The following is a 20262-nucleotide window of genomic DNA, read 5'->3' on the forward strand; positions in this document are numbered from 1 at the left end:
AAAAAAGAGCAGATTATGTTTATTTTATTTTTTTGTCAACCGCGAGATTTTCTGCAAATAATTCCAACAGTTATTTTTTCTTTGTTTCCCGATCCAGTTGGCGTAAAAACGTCAATTTCTCAGCAATCTTGGATTCTAAACCTCTCGATCTAGGCTCATACCAATCAGGTTCTTTCATTCCCTCAGGCAAGTAAGTTTCACCAGCAGCATAAGCATGAGGTTCATCATGAGCATAGCGATAGCTATGTCCATAACCCAAATCCTTCATTAATTTAGTCGGCGCATTGCGTAAATGAATAGGAACTTCTCGCGATTTATCTTGTTTCACAAAAGCCATTGCCTTATTAAAAGCCATATAGCCCGCGTTGCTTTTGGCGGCAGCCGCTAGATAAATCACAGCCTGTCCTAGAGCAAGTTCGCCTTCAGGTGAACCTAGCCGTTCGTAAGTTGAAGCGGCATCATTTGCGATTTGCATTGCTCTTGGATCAGCAAGACCTATATCTTCCCAAGCCATACGAATTATTCGACGTGCTAAATACAAAGGATCCACTCCCCCATCGAGCATACGACATAACCAATAAAGTGCAGCATCGGGATGAGAGCCGCGAACGGATTTATGCAAAGCGGAGATTTGATCATAAAAATTTTCCCCACCTTTATCGAAGCGCCGATTAGCTGGGCTCAGTGCATTTTGAATGAGCTCAGCAGTGACCTCAGTTTGGCCTTGAGCATTGGCAGCGATGCTAATTTGCTCTAATAAGTTAAACAATCGTCGTGCATCGCCATCCGCATAAGTCACCAGCCGCTCTATGGCCTGTTCATTAAATTGTAAATGAGCCAATGCTTTCTTATGAGCGCGCGCTAATAACAGTTTCAAGTCTTCTTCAGCTAAGGGCTTTAATACATAAACCTGTGCTCTCGAGAGCAGTGCGGAATTCACCTCAAAAGAAGGATTTTCGGTGGTTGCCCCGATAAAGGTAATCAGACCTGATTCAGTAAAAGGTAGCAATGCATCTTGCTGCGACTTGTTAAAGCGATGAATCTCATCAATAAAAAGTATGGTATGACGCTGTTGGTTGAGGTAATGCTTAGCTTGCTCTACGGCAGCACGAATATCCTTTACACCAGAGAAAACAGCAGAAAGCGCAATCCACTCGCAATCAAACGCATCGGCACTTAAGCGCGCAATGGTCGTTTTTCCCACCCCTGGTGGCCCCCATAAAATCAGGGAATGGGGTTTACCTGATTCAAAGGCAAGTCTGAGCGGCTTACCTTCACCGAGCAAATGATCTTGACCAATGACCTCGTTCCAGTGTTTTGGTCGCAATAGTTCAGCAAGAGGGGCTTTAGGCTGAGTATCAAATAGGCTCATTGCTGAACGACATCCATTCCTTTAGGTGGTTTAAATTGAAACAAACTCGCGGCAACTTTTGGGTTCGCTTTGACATTAGATAAGTTGACAATCGTATGCTGCCCCAGCTGATCATACATTTCTATGCTGGTTAATACATCTTGTGTAAAGATTAATTTTAAGCGTAGAAAATTGGCTTTATGTGATTTGGAATGTAAATCATAGGCTTGTTGATTACCAGAAACTGACTCAGTCACATCAAAATCGCGCGTTACTGTATTATCGTAACCACTTAAAAATAGTGCAGCGGTACCCTCTAAACTACTATCTTGCTTCTTCACCGTCACTTGCTCAAGATCCACATCGTAAACCCACAATTTTTGGCCATCAGCGACCACCAGTTGCGCCATAGGATCTTTTGTTTGCCAACGAAAACGCCCTGGGCGTTCTAAAGCCATAGTCCCTGTGGAACGCGATAGCTCTCGCTCTTTGGTTTTTACGGTTTGCTTAAAATTAGCTGTTAAGCTGCGCATCGCATTCAATTTGGTTTGTAAAACGTCACCAGCCGACTCGCAAAAGGCCTGTTGCACAAAGAAACAGAGCGCTAATAAAATAATTTTTTTCATAATTAATCCTCAGTTATGGTCGACACCAACACATCCCTAAACCCGCCATCCAAAGGTCCGACAATGCCAGTCCGCTCCATTTCTTCCACTAAACGGGCGGCCCGGTTATACCCTATTTTAAAACGGCGTTGTACAGATGAAATACTCGCTTTTCGAGTTTGAACTACAAATTCCACAGCCTGATCATAGAGCGGGTCGGCTTCCTCAACCTCTTGGCCCTCTTCCGCAAAACTACCGCCCTCAGAACTATCATTGATTTGGGTAATTTCATCAATATACTCAGGTGCCCCACGTAAACGCCAATCATCAGCAATACGATGAACTTCTTTGTCATCTACAAAGGCACCATGTACACGCAAGGGGGCACCACTACCCGGTGCGAGATAAAGCATGTCGCCATGCCCCAATAATTGCTCTGCACCCTGTTGATCCAAAATAGTACGTGAATCGATTTTTGAAGAAACCTGAAACGACATTCTTGTAGGGATATTCGATTTAATTAATCCAGTTAATACGTCAACAGAGGGTCGCTGCGTTGCCAAGATCAAATGAATACCGGCAGCTCGTGCTTTTTGTGCGATACGGGCAATCAATTGTTCTACTTTTTTACCCACCACCATCATCATGTCAGCTAGCTCATCGATAATAACAACGATGTAGGGCAAAGTTTGTAATTGAGGCGCACCCTCGTTTACAGAATCAATGGGCTTCCAAAGTGGGTCAAGTACGGGTTCACCTTTTGCGCTTGCTTCAATAATTTTTGCATTAAATCCTGCTAAATTTCTTACACCCATCGCCGCCATTAATCGATAACGTCGTTCCATTTCACCGACACACCAACGTAAAGCCGAAGCGGCTTCTTTCATGTCAGTCACTACGGGTGTCAACAGATGCGGAATTCCATCATAAACTGACAGTTCCAACATTTTGGGATCCACCATAATCAGTCGGACCTCATCAGGTGTTGACTTAAATAGGAGACTTAAAATCATCGCGTTAATACCGACAGATTTTCCTGAACCAGTGGTCCCTGCGACCAATAAATGCGGCATTTTTGCTAAATCAACCACCATAGGATGGCCAGCTATATCTACGCCTAAAGCCAGGGTGAGAGCTGAATGAGCTTGTTGATAGACATCCGCTGAAAGCACTTCGGATAGACACACCATTTCTCGATGTTGATTAGGTAACTCTATACCCACCACTGTTTTACCTGGAATCACTTCGACAACTCGTACACTGGTCACTGATAAAGAGCGGGCTAAATCTTTTGCCAATGCCGACAGTTTAGAGACTTTAATTCCCGCTGCTAATTGCAACTCAAATCGCGTGATCACCGGACCAGGATGCACAGCCACGACCTCGGCTTGAATACCAAAATCCAATAAATGCTGCTCAACTTCCCGAGAAAATGACTCTAATTCTTGGTGTGTGTAGCCTCCCATCGCTTTCCCTGGTTGCCCTTTATCTAGCAAACTTAATGAAGGCAAGCCAGTCCCAGAAAGAGATTGCGACACTGATCTCGTCGGGCGAGATTCTTTTACCGGAGGCGTCGACTTTATGGCAGGTATAACAGGTTCTATCGACGGCATAACCTTGGGTGTTAATACTGCAGCAGTCGCTATGGTTTCTGTATTTAACGTGGGGCTTAACGTCGGGATTAATAAAGGTAAGGACTTTTCTTTTTCCTTCGCTGGACTCAGACTGGCTTCTTTTTTAATCGTAATAGAAGGCAGTTTAGGATCAGCTAAGGTTGCAGCTTTCGATTTTTCAGTTTTCTTAAAGCCTGTTAAATTCTCTTTAACCAATCGAGAACTCGATATGAAGCCTCGCCCAATCCAAGCAACGCTGGCTAGCGCATAAGAACCTAGCGATTCAACGGCATGAATCCAAGAAAGACCAGTCAGTAGAGTAATCCCTACTAAAAGAATGGCGAACAAAAGGAGGGTTGATCCTTGCAGATTCAACGCATATTCAAACCCATCCGACACAAAACCACCCAGCACACCACCGGCACTATGATAAGCGTCTATAGGCTGGATTTGTGATTCCAAACTTAATAGACCACAACCACCAATCATTAGAAAAATCAAACCGCTACCGCGTAAGCAGATTGCAGGTTTGTTTACTATTTTAAACGCGCGATGATCTTTTAAAATCAACCAAGCCACATAAGCCACACATAATGGCAAAAGAAAGGCTAGATAACCAAATACAAAATAAAAAGTGTCGGCGATGTAAGCACCCACTTGTCCTCCTGCATTGGCAACTTCTGCGCTTCCTTTACTGACATGCGACCAACTAGGATCGCTTAATTCATATGTGCTTAGTGAGAGTAAGACAAACAAAGCACAAGCAGTGATAAGAATAAAGCTCCCTTCACTAATCCGTCTGATCAAAAATTGAGGTAGGGTTGTTTTAGGTTTTCTTGCCTGATTACCCACTTGTTGTTTTCCCATAGGTATTTAAATGTGTGTTATTTTGTCATAATATCTGCCATCTTAACATAACTAATAAGGAAGGCAGAGATAATGAGCAAAAGCCATCACCATCGCTTAATAATTCTTGGCTCAGGCCCTGCTGGATATACCGCTGCAGTTTATGCCGCCCGTGCTAATTTAAATCCAGTACTGATTACTGGTATGCAACCAGGTGGTCAATTAACCACCACAACCGAAGTTGATAATTGGCCCGGCGATGTAGAAGGTTTACTCGGTCCAGCATTAATGGAACGCATGCAGCAACATGCGGAACGTTTTGAAACAAAAATCATCTTCGACCATATTGTGAATGCCGATTTACAACAACGCCCTTTCAAATTACAAGGCGACAGTGAAAGCTACACTTGTGATGCCTTAATTATTGCTACGGGTGCTTCGGCACGTTATCTGGGCTTAGCATCAGAAAAAACTTATCAAGGCCGCGGTGTATCGGCATGTGCAACCTGCGATGGATTTTTCTATCGCAATAAAAACGTCTGTGTGGTTGGTGGCGGCAATACAGCTGTTGAAGAAGCCTTATATTTATCCAATATTGCTTCCTCTGTTACCCTTATCCATCGCCGTGATAGCTTGCGTTCTGAAAAAATTTTACAAGATAAATTATTTGAAAAAGCAGAAACAGGGAATATTAATCTGCTCTGGCATCATACGTTGGAAGAAGTGCAAGGTGATAGCATGAAAGTCACTGGCGTGCGTGTTCGTAATGTGCTTGATGATAGTTTTCAAGAACTTCCATTTGACGGGGTTTTCATTGCCATTGGCCACGATCCGAATACAAGTCTGTTTAAAGACCAGCTCGACATGAAAGACGGCTACCTAATGATTAACTCTGGCTTGAATGGTATGGCAACTGCGACAACTATTCCTGGTGTATTCGCCTGTGGCGATGTCGCCGATCATGTATATCGACAAGCAATTACCTCTGCTGGCTTTGGTTGCATGGCCGCCTTGGATGCTGAAAAGTATTTAGATTCAATAGGTTAAATATTAGTTTGTTGTGCCTTGGCCCAACAAACTAAACTCAAATAAACGACAACGCAGCATCGTTTAAACGCCTTGAAGCAAGGAGATCATTATTCCTCTTCCAATATTTCTGAGTTCTGAGGATTATCATTTCCCCCATCCTGAGCAGAGTGATTCTCAAGGTTTATTGGCAATCGGTGGCGATTTGTCACCCGAGCGTATTCTTGCTGCTTATCAGCGAGGTATATTTCCTTGGTTCGAGTCAGGCGGCCCTATTCTTTGGTGGTCGCCTCATCCCAGGCTTATTTTAAGACCGGAGTGTTTTAACTTATCTCGCAGTCTAAAACAAGCGCTTAAAAGACCACATTCATTAACTATTGATCAAGCATTTGCTACAGTCATCAGATCTTGTGCACAAGCTGAAGGCCGAATAAACCATACTTGGATAACCGATGAAATGTGCGAAGCTTACACAAAGCTCCATGAGATGGGTTATGCGCATTCTTTCGAAATTTGGTCAGAAAATAAATTAGTCGGAGGCTTGTATGGACTGAGTTTGGGACAGGCTTTTTTTGGTGAATCGATGTTCCACTATCAGCGCGATGCATCCAAAATGGCAATGTTTTATCTTTGCCAAACGCTAGCTTCTTGGAAATTTGACTTTATTGATTGTCAATTACCAACCACGCATTTACAAAGTTTAGGCGCAGAAGTGATTGCCCGGCGTGAATTTCTTAAGCGGTTAGAGAACACTTTAAAACATCCTACACGACTAGGATTTTGGGAATTAACCAAATAATCGCCTCATGAATAGCATGAAAGATCGCCCTAATATCGAAAGATAAACTTGCGACCATTGCCATTTTCCTGATTTTGGTGCACTATTTGCGCTTTATTCGGATCAATTTTTTTGGGAAGCCCATGGCAAAAGAAGATCACATTGAGATGCTTGGTACGGTTATCGATACCCTACCTAATACTATGTTTCGTGTGGAGTTAGAAAACGGTCATATCGTAACTGCACATATTTCTGGCCGTATGCGCAAAAACTACATTCGCATTCTTACAGGCGACAAAGTAAAAGTAGAGTTAACTCCCTATGATTTGACTAAAGGTCGCATCATTTTTCGCGATAAAAACTAAATTGGCTTGTCACAGAGTTCCTCACAAGAGTTGCGCAAGTAAGTTGGACCTTCGCCAGATGTCACTATCTTAAGAATTATAAACTAATTTAACTCCATCGCTAATCCTGCGACTTGTTCGCAGGATTCAGAGCTCTTAGTATGAATCCCGCGAACAAGCCTAGAATTATAGAGAAGCATATTGAGCCTTAGCCCAACCCAGTTAACGACCGGCTATCATCATTTCTTCAATCAATATTGAACCGCAACGCGTTGAAATATTGGGATTGATATCACTACCAACCGCAACGATCGCCTTAAACATATCCTTTAAATTACCGGCAATAGTGATCTCTTCAACTGGAAATTGAATCTTCCCATTTTCCACCCAAAATCCCGCTGCGCCTCGTGAATAATCACCGGTTAAGACATTTACACCCTGACCCATTAATTCAGTTACCAATAAACCTTTATCCATTTGTTGCAATAACTCATGCAAATCACCAGCAGTCGCATCTACAGTTAAATTATGAACTCCGCCACTATTGGCCGATGTTTTTAATCCCATACGACGTGCCGAGTAACTGCCCAAGACATACTGGCTCACTTTACCGTCTTCCACAAAAACATTATTTCGTGTTGGCACCCCTTCTCCATCATAGGGCGAACTTCCCAAAGCCCCCAACAGAAAGGGTTGTTCGTAGATTTTAAATCCGGAAGGAAAAACTTGCTGCCCAATAGAATCCAGTAAAAATGAATTTTTCCGGTATAGGTTTGAGCCATTAATTGCATTGAGGAAACTTGAAATAAGCCCACTGGAAATGCGCGATGAAAACAAAACCGGCACTTTTTGGGTATTTATTTTTTTTGCCCCTAAACGACTGGTAGCACGCTCAACGGCTGTTTTTGCCATAAGATCTAAAGAATGCAAGTGCCTGTGATCTCTTGCCGTGGTGTAATCATAATCGCGTTGCATTGTTTTTCCTTTTTTTGCAACCATCGAGCAACTGACACTATGGCGAGTACTTTGTACAATCCCTTCGCCTCCATAGGTATTCGCAAAAGCATTACAAAACTCATAAGTTGAGAAATTAACACCGTCTGAATTGCTAATCCGCTTGTCCAAGGATAAAGCATGCGCTTCACAGGCTAACGCCTTTTCTATCGCTTGTTGAGGGCTAATATCCCAGGGATGAAAAAGATCTAGGTCGGGATAATGATTCGTCATTAACTCACGGTCTGGAAGGCCAAAACAACGATCTTCGGCACTCACACGGGCAATATCACATGCAGCGGTCACTAAGGAGTCCAAGGCTGCAGGCGAAGTATCGGTGCTGCTAGCTCCTCCTTTGCGATGTCCTATATAAACTACAAGACTGACACCTTTATCTTCACTAAAAGCCACTGTTTCAACTTCGCCCATTCGCACATCAACTGAGTAGCCACTATCGTGATTAACAGAAACTGCTACATCGGTTGCACCTTTATCACGTGCTCTTGCCAAAACATCCTGCATTAATTCAATTAAATTGCGGGTTGACTTAACTACTACTCTATTGTTATTTTCCGGTAATGTTTGCATGGTGGTTCTGCCGCTATCAAGTTTGTTATAAGGATACAAGATTAATATGCCCAGGCAAACCATTGTTCTTCTAAAATGGCTGACCCAAACTTCTGTGCTTAAAATTTTAACTGCCATCCTATTGTTATTCTTTTTAACAAGCTGTACTCACGCTGCTGATGACTGGCGTACGCTTGCGCCTGGAATTGAATATCAGGATATTGATGGAAATTATCTTACACCTTGGTCGCATCTTCATGCTTTTCGCATCAGTTTAAAAGAGAATGAGCTCTCCCTAGTCTCTGCTAAAGATTTGTCTCGTGAACATGCTTCTGTTGATGAATATGCCCAATTCAGTAAAGCCTTATTAGCGATTAATGGTGGCTTTTTTGATAACAATTATAAGCCACTTGGTCTAAGAGTTTATAATAAACAGCAGCAAAATCCGGCAAAAAATATTAGCTGGTGGGGTGTATTTTACGTTAAAAATCAGAGGCCTTATTTATCTAGTATCAGTCAATATCATTACAAGAATCAGGTTGATTTCGCGATTCAAAGTGGCCCGAGGCTATTGATTAATAACCGTATTCCTCCGCTTAAACCTGGTAGAGCAGAACGCTCTGCTTTAGGCATAACGCATGATGGTCGAGTGATTGTTGTCGTCACAGATAATCTACCTCTATCAACGACAGAATTAGCTCAGCTTATGAAGGCTCCTCCACTTAATTGTGAAAACGCACTCAATCTTGACGGGGGTAGTTCAAGTCAATTACATGCTGATATCAATTCCTTTCGGTTGGAGGTTCATGGATTTTCCAATGTCAGCGATGCTGTAATTATCAAAGAACGACCCTAAAATCAAAAGGATATAAATGACCTTAATTATTCGTGCTGCTACTCCTGAAGACATTGATGCCTGTGGTGAAATTATCCACAAGGCATTTACTACTATAGCGACAAATCATAACTTCAGTCCTGATTTTTCAGAGTTGGAGGTTGCCAAATTTGTCGCCAAAATGAACATTGAAGATCCTTTAACCTTCAGTGTAGTGGCTGAAAAAAATGGAAGAATAATAGGCTCAAATTTTTTAGATAAATGCGATGGAATCTATGGTGTGGGCCCTATTTCCGTGGATGTGAACACTCAAAATAGCGGCGTGGGCCGACAATTAATGCAAGCTGTTCTTGAAGAGGGTCGAGATGCGCGCGGAATACGCCTAGTTCAAGACGCATTTAACATGGCAAGCATGTCGCTTTATGCTTCTCTAGGCTTTGAGGTTCAAGAGCCCCTTTTAACCATGAAAGGTAAGCCCAAATCTGAACCTTTAAAGGACGTTGAGGTGAGGCCTTTTGTAATGAACGATCTTGAGGAATGCGCTTCTTTATGTAGGAAGGTACTTGGTTTTGATCGCAGTCAAGCCTTGCAAAAAGCCTTGTCTTTTTCATCCGCTTTTGTTGCTTTGCGAAAAGGAAATATCATTGCTTACAGCTCAGCCATCACCTTCAAGCCTTTAAATCACTCTGTTGCCCTTAACGATGAAGCAATGAGCGCCTTAATGTTAGGTGCAGCCCCATTTTGTGAAAAGCCCTTCTCTTTCTTGTTGATGTCTCGACAAACCAATTTTTTTCGCTGGTGTCTTGAGCAAGGTTTACGCGTGTTGAGTCCAAGAACGTTGATGACCATGGGTGAATATCAAGAACCCCGAGGTTTTTATTCTCCGATGGTTTTTTATTAAAGCTTGATGACCATGCGATCTGGTAAGTTTTTTGGCATAAATAAAATCTCCCACAAATTATCCACAGCTTATACCAAAATTATTCCCTTGACCTGAGGGAAAAAACACAATATATAGGGTTAAAATTTTTTTAATCACAATATATTGTGTTTTTTGTCATCTATACTTAAGATATGACTCTACCTTTATTTTTAATGTAGACCCACCACTGATTTTCATGGAATGAACGTCGTTGGGTGAAACAAATACCTTCGTGGAGAAAACATGTCTGAGATTCTAGAGCCGGTAAAAGAAGTATCGCAAACAAGTCAACTGGAATTGACCGCTAATGCCCCAGGTTCACTGAAAACCATTAAGCGTAATGGCAAGGTTGTCGCGTATGATGACAACAAAATTAAAGTGGCTATTACCAAAGCATTTATTGCCGAAGAAGGTGGCAATGCCGCGGCTTCGAACCGTATTCATCAGCAAGTCGAGGAAATTGCTCAACAAATTACGCAAACGTTTAAACGCCGCCTCCCAAGTGGCGGTACTGTTCACATTGAAGACATTCAAGATCAAGTCGAACTTACCTTGATGCGTAATGGCGAATATAAAATTGCTCGTGCCTATGTTCTTTATCGCGAAGAACACCGCAAAGCGCGTGAAGCCAATCTAAAACAAGTTAGCGCTGATTCTAAAGTTTTATTGATCACCATGCCGAATGGCGACCTGGCTCCTCTCGATATGGAGCGTGTCAATACGATTGTTGCTGAAGCTTGCCGTGATTTGCAAAATGTAAAAGCTGAGCCAGTGATTAAAGACGCTCTACGTAATCTCTTTAATCATGCAAAATTGGATGATGTCCATAAAGCACTAATTATGTCCGCGCGGACAATGGTAGAAAAAGAGCCTAACTACACTTATGTCAGTGCTCGCTTACTCTTAGACAGCCTCCGTTCTGAAGCGTTAAGCAAACTGCAACTGCAATCAGAAGCAACCTTCGATGAAATGGCAGAGCTTTATCCCGCTTATTTCAAAGCTTACATTGCACATGGTATCGTTCAAGGCCTACTTGACCATCGTTTAGGTGAGTTTGATTTAGATAAATTGGCTAAAGCATTGCTTCCAAAACGCGATATGCAATTTACTTATCTAAGCCTACAAACACTCTACGACCGTTATTTTATTCATGAAAAAGGCGTACGTTATGAATTACCACAAGCGTTTTTCATGCGCGTAGCCATGGGGCTTGCTATTCGTGAACAAAACCGGGAAGACAAAGCAATTGAATTCTATCAACTCCTTTCTTCTTTTGATTATATGTCTTCTACCCCTACTCTCTTTAATTCTGGGACAGTTAGACCACAACTATCAAGCTGTTACTTAACGACAGTGCCTGATGATCTAGATGGGATTTACGGTGCAATTAAAGATAATGCCTTACTCTCAAAATTTGCAGGTGGCTTAGGCAATGATTGGACCCCTGTAAGAGCTATGGGTTCTCATATCAAAGGCACCAATGGTAAATCACAAGGCGTTGTACCTTTCCTAAATGTTGCCGACGCCACTGCAGTAGCAGTCAACCAAGGCGGTAAACGTAAAGGAGCTGTTTGTGCTTACCTCGAATGTTGGCATCGTGACGTGGAAGAGTTCCTCGAGCTTCGTAAAAACACCGGTGACGATCGACGTCGTACTCATGACATGAATACCGCCTTATGGATTCCCGATTTATTTATGAAGCGTGTTCATGAAGACGGCGTATGGACTCTGTTTTCTCCCGATGAAGTACCAGAATTGCATGAGCAATACGGTAAAGCATTTGAAACGCTCTACGTCAGTTGTGAAGAGAAAGCGCGTCAAGGGCACATTAGAAATGTTAAAACCTTATCGGCGGTCAAACTGTGGCGTCGTATGCTTTCCATGTTATTTGAAACTGGCCATCCTTGGCTAACTTTTAAAGACGCTTGTAATCTACGCTCACCACAGCAACATGCTGGTGTTATCCATAGCTCAAACCTTTGTACTGAAATTACGCTGAATACTTCAGTGGATGAGATTGCAGTTTGTAATTTAGGTAGCGTGAATTTGCCCGCTCATATTTGTAAGGGCAAAATCGATCGAGAAAAGTTAAAGCGTACTATTACTACCGCAGTTCGCATGCTGGATAATGTCATCGATATTAACTATTACTCAGTACCACAAGCGCGTAACTCTAACTTGAAACATCGACCAGTAGGTCTTGGTATAATGGGGTTTCAGGATGCGCTTTATGAGCTAAAGCTGGACTATACTTCTAAGCAGGCAATCGAATTTGCCGATGAATCGATGGAGTTAGTAAGTTATTATGCTATCGAAGCATCTTGCGAATTGGCTCAAGAACGAGGCAGCTATTCAAGTTATGAAGGGTCGTTATGGAGCAAAGGTATTCTGCCTATCGATTCTATCAATTTATTACAGCAAACTCGCAATAAATATCTTGAACAAGATCGCTCACAACGCTTAGATTGGGAAAGTTTGCGTGTTAAAGTACGCACGCAAGGTATGCGTAACTCGAATGTGATGGCGATTGCTCCAACAGCAACGATTTCCAATATTTGTGGGGTATCGCAATCAATTGAGCCAACTTATCAAAACTTATATGTGAAATCGAATTTGTCAGGCGAATTCACTGTTGTGAACCCTTATTTAATTGCTGATTTAAAGGCACTGAATCTTTGGGATGAAGTTATGGTCAATGACTTGAAGTATTTCAATGGTAGCGTACAGCCGATCAGCCGAATACCCGAGGAATTGAAATCCCGTTACGCCACTGCCTTTGAAATTGATCCAATGTGGTTGGTGGAAGCAGCATCGCGTCGCCAAAAATGGATCGATCAAGCGCAATCACTGAATATTTATATGGCAAAACCATCTGGTAACAAACTAGATCAATTATATAAACATGCATGGCTACGCGGCTTAAAAACCACCTATTACTTACGCAGTTTAGGAGCTAGTAATGCGGAGAAATCGACAGTTACCGATGGCGCGCTCAACGCAGTCAAAATCGAAGAAGAGCCTAAAGTATGCTCTATTCTCGACCCTGATTGCGAAGCATGCCAATAATGAGGAGAAAATAAATGTCTAGTACCACTAGAGAACATACAAGAGCACCCGAATTTTTGGGTGCAACGGGCTTAGAAACCCTAGAAATGGGCGCAGGCCGCATTCATGTCGATGATAAACAGATTATTAATTGCCGTGCTGATTTAAACCAATTAGTACCTTTTAAATATACTTGGGCTTGGGATAAATATTTAACCGCCTGCGCTAACCATTGGATGCCCAATGAAATCAATATGAGTGCCGACGTAGCGCTATGGAAAGATCCCAATGGCTTAACTGAAGATGAGCGTCTCATTATTCTGCGTAATTTGGGCTTTTTCTCAACGGCTGATTCATTAGTGGCCAATAATTTAGTATTGGCTGTTTATCGTCATATTACTAATCCTGAATGCCGCCAATACTTGCTGCGCCAAGCGTTCGAAGAAGCCTTGCATACTCATGCTTATCAATATGTTATTGAAAGTTTGGGTCTTGATGAAGCGGCTGTTTTTAACATGTATAGAGAAATCCCTGCTGTGGCTAATAAAGCCTCTTGGGCCCTACCCTTTACTCAAAGTTTGGGTGACCCTAATTTCCACACGGGTACTCCAGAAAATGATCAACGATTATTACGTGACTTGATTGCTTTCTTTGTCGTTTTTGAAGGTATTTTCTTCTATGTTGGCTTCACCCAAATTCTTTCCATGGGAAGACGCAATAAAATGGTAGGAACCTCTGAACAATTCCAATACATTTTGCGCGATGAATCCATGCATATGAATTTTGGTATTGATGTCATTAATCAAATTAAGATTGAAAATCCTCATTTGTGGACTCCTGCTTTCAAAGAGGAAATCATTCAATTGGTTAAAGAAGGGGTTGAATTAGAATACCAATATGCTAAAGACACTATGCCTCATGGTATTCTAGGTATGAATGCAGAAATGTTTGAGGAATATATCCATTTCATTGCTAACCGTCGCCTTAATCAAATTGGCCTAGCAGAACAATATCCAGGTGCCGAAAATCCATTTCCGTGGATGAGCGAAATGATGGACTTGAAAAAAGAGAAAAATTTCTTTGAAACTCGAGTCATTGAATATCAAGCGGGTGGCACTTTAAGTTGGGAAGATGAGAATTAATTTTAAGGTTCATCTCTGTTGTAATCCTGTATGATGCTAGGCGTCATACAGGCTCCTTTTGCAAAAATTCATTCCTGCTTTGATAAGCGAAGCGCATCAAGACTCTCGTCGTATTTACTCCTATTTGGTTCTTGGTGTGTTTCGCTTATCAGGGCAATAATCCACCAATTGACGTTATAATCAGCCTATGTTAGCTTGTAATTAGTAAAAACTAAAGGGAGTTAGTATGGATCTTGTCAGTGCACTTATTAGTTTAATCAGTGGCGGTATTGGAGGTAACATCCTAGGTGCTGCCTGGAAAGAAAAAAGCCTCGGAGCAATAGGTAACTCGATTGCCGGAGCAATTGGTGGGGTTGCAGGTGCCTATATTTCTCAAGCGGTTGGCATTTTAACCACCTTAGGTTTGGCTGACATGAGCATCGGTTCCATGCTCGGTAATGCAGGTTCTAGTGCCGTGGGTGGAATAGTCTTAACCGGTATCGTCGGACTGATAAAAAGCGCCATGAGCAAAAAAGCTTAATTAAGCTATCTAATCTAGTTGGCTCTACAGCCATAGAGCCGAATTCCTCGCCTATACTGGCGAGCTACACAAATAACCAAATACAGTGATGATTTATGAGGGAGAAATTTTTTTCGCCTAAGCACCCAGCGAAACGATACAAGATCGCTATTGTTACCCTACCTAATGCTGGACATACCCGAATTGTAAAACAATTAGTTGATGAAGCTAAAAGGTATGATCCTGAATTAGATTTTAGCTTTATATTGACGAGTTGGTCGGGACATACAATAAGAGAGAGCGATTTAAGGGAGCTAGAAGAGGCTAGTGGTAAACAAGTTGTAGTTTTAGAAAGTAAAAATACTGCCAATTCTAAGGGGGATAATTGGGGTCGTGCTAGAGAATTGACTGATGAGCTGATTAGAGTTTGTGCTGATTTTGATCGTATTATTTATGATTTCATGACACCTGAGGGATATATAGCAGGCCAAGTGTTATCCATCCCTGCGTTTTGTGCTGAACCCTCTTACATTGGAGCGTTCGACACTAGTTCGCCTGCTTACCACTCTGAACTAAATAAGAGTGCAGATGATATTGCTATCCTTGAAAAAAAATATCAGCTTGAATTATTTAACAAACTGAAATTGATTTCAGGTACCTTATCGATTCTCTCGGCCTATAAAAATATTGTTTTTTCCTGGAAAAATTTCATTTATGCTCTTGATTTTAAAAATAACTTTGAAGAAGAAAGAGAGAGCTGTTGCTTTATGCGTCCCTCTGCTAAAAAAACACCTCCATTAGATGAACAGTTTTCCTATCTCAGCGAGCACGTAAAGCTAGGCAAGAAGATCGTTTATTTTTCCCTAGGTACGATTGTATCAGGCATAGTATGGGATCTAACAAAAAAACTTGAAGATAATTCTATGCATGATTTCATTAAACTATTGTATAGGCTTCTTATTAAAATCTTTGAAAACCGGAAAGATTTAATACTTATCATTTCGACAGGTAGAGATATTCATGACTTTATTGGCGATACGAAGCTGCCAGAAAATATCTATCACGAGGAATCCCTACCTCAGGCTAGGTTACTACACCATGTCGACGTATTTTTTACACATTGCGGTGCAAATAGTGTAAATGAGGCTATTGATGCTGAAATACCAACGATAGGTATACCTTTCATGTTTGATCAGCATCAATGTGCGGAAGCTATAGTTACGATGGGAATTGGTTACGCCTTTTTACTCCCTCTCGAAAAGAGAGAAGAGGCAGTTAATTTCGATACTAATAACTATTTTAGAGAGCCTTTTAATTCAAATAACCTTGAAAATGCTCAAAAAATATTGGAAGAGACCATTGATAAAGCCCTAACTCATGATTTTTCAGACAGCTTTGCCGAACTTAAATCGGGTAATACCTTAAGCTTTGCTAGAATTCGTCAAACATTATGTTTAGAAAGCGTAGACTTGATGCAGCGAAGCACCATCAAGGTTTAGATATCTCAATCAAAGAAGAGGCTTGCTTCCGTGGATAAAAGAATGAAAACCTTAATTCTGCTTCGCTCAGAGTAATCCTTTCATTTTATCTATACCCCTTTTACAAATTGGTTAAAGGGGAATTTGATTATAGTCTAGTGGAACTTTCGAATTTGCAGGCACTCTAATCCATGAGTAATAAGCTGTTTCGCCAAATATAGAAAAGAAAGAATACGGTGAGTACGTATGGTATTCGCCAGAAGGTACGTAGAGTTGTTGGGCCAAGGCCCAACCGACTAATCATGCGGACGCATATGTGGGAACAGGATTACATCCCGGATAGAAGACGAGTTCGTGAATAACATCACTAAGCGATCAACTCCTATTCCTTCACCAGCAGTAGGTGGCATACCGTACTCCAGAGCCTGAATATAATCACTATCAAAATGCATCGCTTCAATATCCCCTGCGTCTTTTTCTTCAACTTGCTTGAGAAAACGATCGGCTTGATCTTGAGCATCATTAAGTTCTGAGAAGCCGTTAGCAATTTCTCGTCCAGCAATAAAAAACTCAAAACGATCGGTCACTTCGGGATCCGCATCATTACGACGCGCCAGAGGGGAAACCTCTGTGGGATAAGCAGTGATAAAGGTGGGTTGAATGAGCAGATGCTCCACCTTTTCATCGAACAGAATCATTTGTAACTTACCCAACCGATCACTGTCTTTATACTCAAAACCAAAACGCTTAATTAAAGCTCTACAGCTCTCAACAGATTCAAGTTGTTCAGCGCTAATTTCCGGGTTGTAATGCAAAATGGATTCTTTTACGCTCATTCGTGCAAAGGGCTGGGCAAAATCAATGATCTGTCCTTGATAGTCGATTTGTCGCTTACCCAAGACCACATCACAAAGATGACGAAGCAATTGCTCAGTGAAATTCATGAGATCGTTAAAGTCCGCATAAGCTTGATAAAACTCAACCATGGTAAATTCCGGATTATGGCGAGTAGAGAGACCCTCGTTACGGAAATTGCGATTAATTTCATAAACACGCTCAAAGCCGCCGACGACTAAACGCTTCAAATACAACTCTGGAGCAATACGCAAAAACATCTCCATATCGAGCGTATTGTGATAGGTTACAAATGGACGTGCGACTGCCCCGCCAGGAATAGGATGCATCATTGGCGTTTCTACTTCTAAAAACTGATGATTATCCATAAATTGGCGAAATGCTTTAATGAGTTTTGAACGTACCAGAAAAGTTTGTCGGCTTTCTTCATTGGCAATTAAATCAACATAACGCCTACGATAACGCATTTCTTGATCAGCCAAACCATGGAATTTATCCGGTAAAGGCCGCAAAGATTTAGTCAGCAATTCAAGGTCTTCGGCGTTGACAGTTAACTCACCGGTATTCGTTAAAAATAGCTCGCCTTTTATGCCGACAATATCGCCTAAATCCCAATGCTTAAATTCTTCATAAAGCTCTGGTAAATCGTTTTGACGCACATAGATCTGGATACGTCCTGAAACATCTTGAATATGAAAAAAACTAGCCTTTCCCATTATACGACGCAAAACAATACGCCCAGCAACAGCCACTTTAATGGTCTGCGCTGTTAGAGCTTCTTTATCAATCTTGGCATATTGATCTAGCAAATTAGCTGCCAGATATTGGCGACGAAACTGATTAGGAAAATTAAATCCTTTAGACCGCAAATCCGCTAATTTTTGTTTGCGAATTTGATAAACTTCACTTTCGTCTAAATGTTGTTCTTCTATCATGCTTCCCCTACTCCTGCTTTCAAACTTGCTACAATAAATTGATCTAAATCACCATCTAAAACAGCTTGAGTATTCGACGTTTCAACGCCTGTACGCAAATCTTTGATGCGTGATTGATCTAATACATAAGAACGAATCTGTGACCCCCAGCCTATATCAGATTTGCTCGCTTCAAGCGCCTGTTGCGCCGCATTTTTCTTTTGCATTTCCATTTCATACAACTTAGCACGCAATTGCTTCATCGCCTGATCTTTGTTCTTGTGCTGACTTCGATCCGTCTGACATTGAACAACAATTCCGCTTGGCGCGTGAGTAATTCGTACAGCTGAGTCAGTTCGGTTAACGTGCTGACCACCTGCTCCAGATGCACGGTAAGTGTCTATACGTAAATCCGCTGGATTAATTTCGATATCAATATCATCATCGACTTCTGGTGATACAAATACCGCAGCAAACGACGTATGACGACGATTGCCCGAATCGAAAGGTGATTTGCGAACTAAACGATGTACTCCTGTTTCAGTACGTAACCAACCATAGGCATATTCACCGCTGAAATGAATCGTGGCACTTTTTATTCCGGCTACTTCACCAGCTGAACATTCAATTAATTCAGTGGTAAATCCATGATGTTCGCCCCAACGCAAATACATTCGTAGCAACATCTCAGCCCAATCCTGTGCTTCCGTGCCTCCGGATCCCGACTGGATGTCCAAATAAGCATGGGAATCATCCATTTTGCCAGAAAACATCCGTCTGAATTCAAGAACCGCAACTTTTTGTTCAATCGCAGCAACTTCTGTAGCCACGTCATGAATTGCGGCCTCATCGTCTTCTTCACGAGCCAATTCAAAAAGTTCAGATAAATCAGTGATACCTTGGCTTAATTGTTCTAATTGAGTAACCACCGCTTCCAACTGGGCCCGCTCTCTGCCTAAAGCTTGTGCTTGCTCGGGATTGTTCCAAATCCCTGGAGACTCTAATTCCCGTACTACTTCTTCTAGGCGCTCGCGTTTACTATCAAAGTCAAAGATACCCCCGAAGCGCATTAGTTCGCTCATCTAAATCGGCCAAATCAAGCGTGATTTGATTTACTTCTAACATGAATGTCCTAGCAATTTTGATTAAAACCATTATTGTACCCCGAAAGGGAAATACTGACCATAGAATGACCTGCTTTAAAGACTATTCCGTTCAGACGATATGGCATTGCAAGGAATTAATGGGGTAAAATAAGCAAAAGTTCGTTAAAAAAAGCTATGTGGTCTAGTTTTGTACAATATAATGAAAATTATTCGATCATTCTTGGAATAAAAAATTTCCTCGCTTTATCTCATTATATAATGGCTTAGACTCGTCGGTTCCTTAGCTATAATTAATAAATAATCTAAATGATCGATGCTTAATGAATACTATTGCTTACGGAGATTAATTATGAGTAATGAACGGTTTGAAAAAGATAAAGAAGCCCAAAAAGCGAAAGATGCACTTAGAGAAGAAGAGAAAAAGAAAGAAGAAGAACTAAAAGCTCAGAGTTTAGCCAAAGAAAATGAAATACGTGCAACGAGCAATCGTCTACACGCTCAACAGGAGGCTGAAGAAGAGGCAGTACAGCTCGCAAAAGCAAGCCAAAAAGATGAGGAGGAGGAAATAGAGCAAATCAGCCTTCACCTCGTAGATATTAAACCCTGGAAAAAAGACAGCGATGATTTAGTTGAGGATTACCAAGAAAAATTTCCAGATAGGAAACTAGACGCCAAGCGCACTTTAGTTTTTACTAGCCGTGAAGAGATGGAAGAATTTATAAACCATCAAGCCAAACTACCCCCGGATGGAAAAGGACGCAAATTTATAATCGCAGAAGTCGATGAGAATGGACAACGTTTAGGTCAGTATCATTTTTCTTGTGGTGATGGCAAGGTCTATTCAGGTAGTGCAGAAGAAATTATCGCTAAATTAAAAGAAAACCAAGCGACTGCTGCTCCTAATACACAAAAATTAATAGCCGATGGGCTTTCCATGTTCGAAAGAGTCTTGAATCCTAAACCTCAACCTACAGCGGATACCAAAAAACGTTTGGAAGCACTTAAGTCTGGCGGACAATCTCCTGCTCCAACTACAGCACCGAAGCAAGAAGAAGAAAAAGAAGAATCGGAAAAAGAAAAGTACAAATCACCCTCTCCATTCAAAACAACGCCTTAAAGGATAGCGTAAAGTAGCCACTGTCTTTTCAAGAAGTGGCTACGGCTACCGTCTGCAACCAACGAATCTATGCTCTTGGATTTTCAGAAATATTTTGCACATCAAAAACTATTTCTTTGTTTTTCAAACCCAAAAATAACCATAATTTTTAAAATTGATAGGTTGGTCTGCTTATTCTTCTAACCTAAACCTCAAACCAGGAATGGTTAAAATTTATTTTCCCTGA

At 41.5% G+C, this 20262-nt stretch carries 16 protein-coding genes; 10 read left to right on the forward strand and 6 right to left on the reverse strand.

Features of this window, described 5'->3' with window-relative positions; all coding sequences use genetic code 11:
- Positions 1-70: 70 nt before the first annotated feature.
- From Ldro_RS10290 to Ldro_RS10300, 3 genes are read right to left on the reverse strand one after another with little or no spacing between them, the layout of a single operon-like run.
- Positions 71-1372 carry a replication-associated recombination protein A gene (locus Ldro_RS10290; protein WP_058496335.1) on the reverse strand — a complete coding sequence of 434 codons (1302 nt, stop codon included), beginning with the start codon at positions 1370-1372 and terminating at the stop codon, positions 71-73.
- Positions 1369-1977, reverse strand: coding sequence for an outer membrane lipoprotein periplasmic chaperone LolA (gene lolA, locus Ldro_RS10295; protein ID WP_058496336.1), 609 nt, complete (start codon positions 1975-1977; stop codon positions 1369-1371). The genes Ldro_RS10290 and lolA overlap by 4 nt, the downstream gene beginning before the upstream one ends.
- A 2-nt stretch (positions 1978-1979) precedes the next feature.
- A complete protein-coding gene (locus tag Ldro_RS10300; protein WP_058496337.1) occupies positions 1980-4436 on the reverse strand; it encodes a DNA translocase FtsK in 2457 nt (818 codons plus the stop codon).
- Positions 4437-4508: 72 nt separating this feature from the next.
- Here Ldro_RS10300 and trxB point away from each other — a divergent pair, with 72 nt between their 5' ends.
- The 3 genes from trxB to infA all read left to right on the forward strand — a co-directional run bounded on the left by trxB (position 4509) and on the right by infA (position 6584).
- Positions 4509-5462 (forward strand): thioredoxin-disulfide reductase, encoded by a 954-nt coding sequence (gene trxB / locus Ldro_RS10305; protein WP_058496338.1) that lies wholly within the window; start codon positions 4509-4511, stop codon positions 5460-5462.
- A 109-nt stretch (positions 5463-5571) separates the two neighbouring features.
- Positions 5572-6240 (forward strand): leucyl/phenylalanyl-tRNA--protein transferase, encoded by a 669-nt coding sequence (gene aat, locus Ldro_RS10310; protein ID WP_058496339.1) that lies wholly within the window; start codon positions 5572-5574, stop codon positions 6238-6240.
- Positions 6241-6362: 122 nt separating this feature from the next.
- A complete protein-coding gene (gene infA / locus Ldro_RS10315; protein ID WP_044011715.1) occupies positions 6363-6584 on the forward strand; it encodes a translation initiation factor IF-1 in 222 nt (73 codons plus the stop codon).
- A gap of 201 nt (positions 6585-6785) precedes the next feature.
- On the opposite strand, the gene pmbA is transcribed toward infA, so the two are convergent.
- Positions 6786-8144, reverse strand: a complete 1359-nt coding sequence (gene pmbA, locus Ldro_RS10320) for a metalloprotease PmbA (protein WP_058496340.1) — start codon at positions 8142-8144, stop codon at positions 6786-6788.
- A gap of 46 nt (positions 8145-8190) precedes the next feature.
- On the opposite strand from pmbA, the gene Ldro_RS10325 reads away from it, so the two are divergent.
- From Ldro_RS10325 to Ldro_RS10350, 6 genes are all read left to right on the forward strand, one after another.
- The gene (locus tag Ldro_RS10325) at positions 8191-8979 is read left to right on the forward strand and encodes a phosphodiester glycosidase family protein (RefSeq protein ID WP_058496341.1); all 789 of its coding nucleotides are present in this window, start codon (positions 8191-8193) and stop codon (positions 8977-8979) included.
- A 16-nt stretch (positions 8980-8995) separates the two neighbouring features.
- Positions 8996-9859 (forward strand): GNAT family N-acetyltransferase, encoded by an 864-nt coding sequence (locus Ldro_RS10330; protein WP_058496342.1) that lies wholly within the window; start codon positions 8996-8998, stop codon positions 9857-9859.
- Between the two features lie 264 nt (positions 9860-10123).
- Entirely contained in the window at positions 10124-12946 is a 2823-nt protein-coding gene (locus Ldro_RS10335; protein ID WP_058496343.1) for a ribonucleoside-diphosphate reductase subunit alpha, read from the forward strand.
- A 14-nt stretch (positions 12947-12960) separates the two neighbouring features.
- On the forward strand, positions 12961-14067 hold the full coding sequence (locus Ldro_RS10340; RefSeq protein WP_058496344.1) for a ribonucleotide-diphosphate reductase subunit beta: 1107 nt from the start codon (positions 12961-12963) through the stop codon (positions 14065-14067).
- 226 nt (positions 14068-14293) lie between these two features.
- On the forward strand, positions 14294-14587 hold the full coding sequence (locus tag Ldro_RS10345; protein WP_058496345.1) for a hypothetical protein: 294 nt from the start codon (positions 14294-14296) through the stop codon (positions 14585-14587).
- Positions 14588-14682: 95 nt separating this feature from the next.
- The gene (locus Ldro_RS10350) at positions 14683-16065 is read left to right on the forward strand and encodes a glycosyltransferase (RefSeq protein WP_058496346.1); all 1383 of its coding nucleotides are present in this window, start codon (positions 14683-14685) and stop codon (positions 16063-16065) included.
- Between the two features lie 275 nt (positions 16066-16340).
- On the opposite strand, the gene lysS is transcribed toward Ldro_RS10350, so the two are convergent.
- Positions 16341-17834 carry a lysine--tRNA ligase gene (lysS, locus tag Ldro_RS10355; protein WP_058496347.1) on the reverse strand — a complete coding sequence of 498 codons (1494 nt, stop codon included), beginning with the start codon at positions 17832-17834 and terminating at the stop codon, positions 16341-16343.
- A protein-coding gene (prfB, locus tag Ldro_RS10360; protein WP_131764314.1) for a peptide chain release factor 2 occupies positions 17831-18938 on the reverse strand; the annotation gives its coding sequence in 2 pieces (ribosomal slippage) (positions 17831-18862 and positions 18864-18938; 1107 coding nt in all). Before prfB ends, lysS begins: the two co-directional genes overlap by 4 nt.
- 330 nt (positions 18939-19268) lie before the next feature.
- On the opposite strand from prfB, the gene Ldro_RS10365 reads away from it, so the two are divergent.
- Entirely contained in the window at positions 19269-20036 is a 768-nt protein-coding gene (locus Ldro_RS10365) for a hypothetical protein (RefSeq protein ID WP_058496349.1), read from the forward strand.
- The last annotated feature ends 226 nt before the right edge of the window (positions 20037-20262 follow it).

This window comes from Legionella drozanskii LLAP-1, from assembly GCF_001467585.1.
GTDB classification, from domain to species: Bacteria; Pseudomonadota; Gammaproteobacteria; order Legionellales; family Legionellaceae; genus Tatlockia; species Tatlockia drozanskii.

What these genes read in the sequence shown, in the direction of transcription:
- Ldro_RS10335 (WP_058496343.1), top strand. Translation starts at nt 10,124, where the DNA reads ATGTCTGAGATTCTAGAGCCGGTAAAAGAAGTATCGCAAACAAGTCAA.
- Ldro_RS10365 (WP_058496349.1), top strand. Translation starts at nt 19,269, where the DNA reads ATGAGTAATGAACGGTTTGAAAAAGATAAAGAAGCCCAAAAAGCGAAA.
- lysS (WP_058496347.1), bottom strand. Translation starts at nt 17,834, where the DNA reads ATGATAGAAGAACAACATTTAGACGAAAGTGAAGTTTATCAAATTCGC.
- Ldro_RS10340 (WP_058496344.1), top strand. Translation starts at nt 12,961, where the DNA reads ATGTCTAGTACCACTAGAGAACATACAAGAGCACCCGAATTTTTGGGT.
- lolA (WP_058496336.1), bottom strand. Translation starts at nt 1,977, where the DNA reads ATGAAAAAAATTATTTTATTAGCGCTCTGTTTCTTTGTGCAACAGGCC.
- infA (WP_044011715.1), top strand. Translation starts at nt 6,363, where the DNA reads ATGGCAAAAGAAGATCACATTGAGATGCTTGGTACGGTTATCGATACC.
- Ldro_RS10330 (WP_058496342.1), top strand. Translation starts at nt 8,996, where the DNA reads ATGACCTTAATTATTCGTGCTGCTACTCCTGAAGACATTGATGCCTGT.
- trxB (WP_058496338.1), top strand. Translation starts at nt 4,509, where the DNA reads ATGAGCAAAAGCCATCACCATCGCTTAATAATTCTTGGCTCAGGCCCT.
- Ldro_RS10290 (WP_058496335.1), bottom strand. Translation starts at nt 1,372, where the DNA reads ATGAGCCTATTTGATACTCAGCCTAAAGCCCCTCTTGCTGAACTATTG.
- Ldro_RS10350 (WP_058496346.1), top strand. Translation starts at nt 14,683, where the DNA reads ATGAGGGAGAAATTTTTTTCGCCTAAGCACCCAGCGAAACGATACAAG.
- pmbA (WP_058496340.1), bottom strand. Translation starts at nt 8,144, where the DNA reads ATGCAAACATTACCGGAAAATAACAATAGAGTAGTAGTTAAGTCAACC.
- Ldro_RS10325 (WP_058496341.1), top strand. Translation starts at nt 8,191, where the DNA reads ATGCCCAGGCAAACCATTGTTCTTCTAAAATGGCTGACCCAAACTTCT.
- Ldro_RS10300 (WP_058496337.1), bottom strand. Translation starts at nt 4,436, where the DNA reads ATGGGAAAACAACAAGTGGGTAATCAGGCAAGAAAACCTAAAACAACC.
- Ldro_RS10345 (WP_058496345.1), top strand. Translation starts at nt 14,294, where the DNA reads ATGGATCTTGTCAGTGCACTTATTAGTTTAATCAGTGGCGGTATTGGA.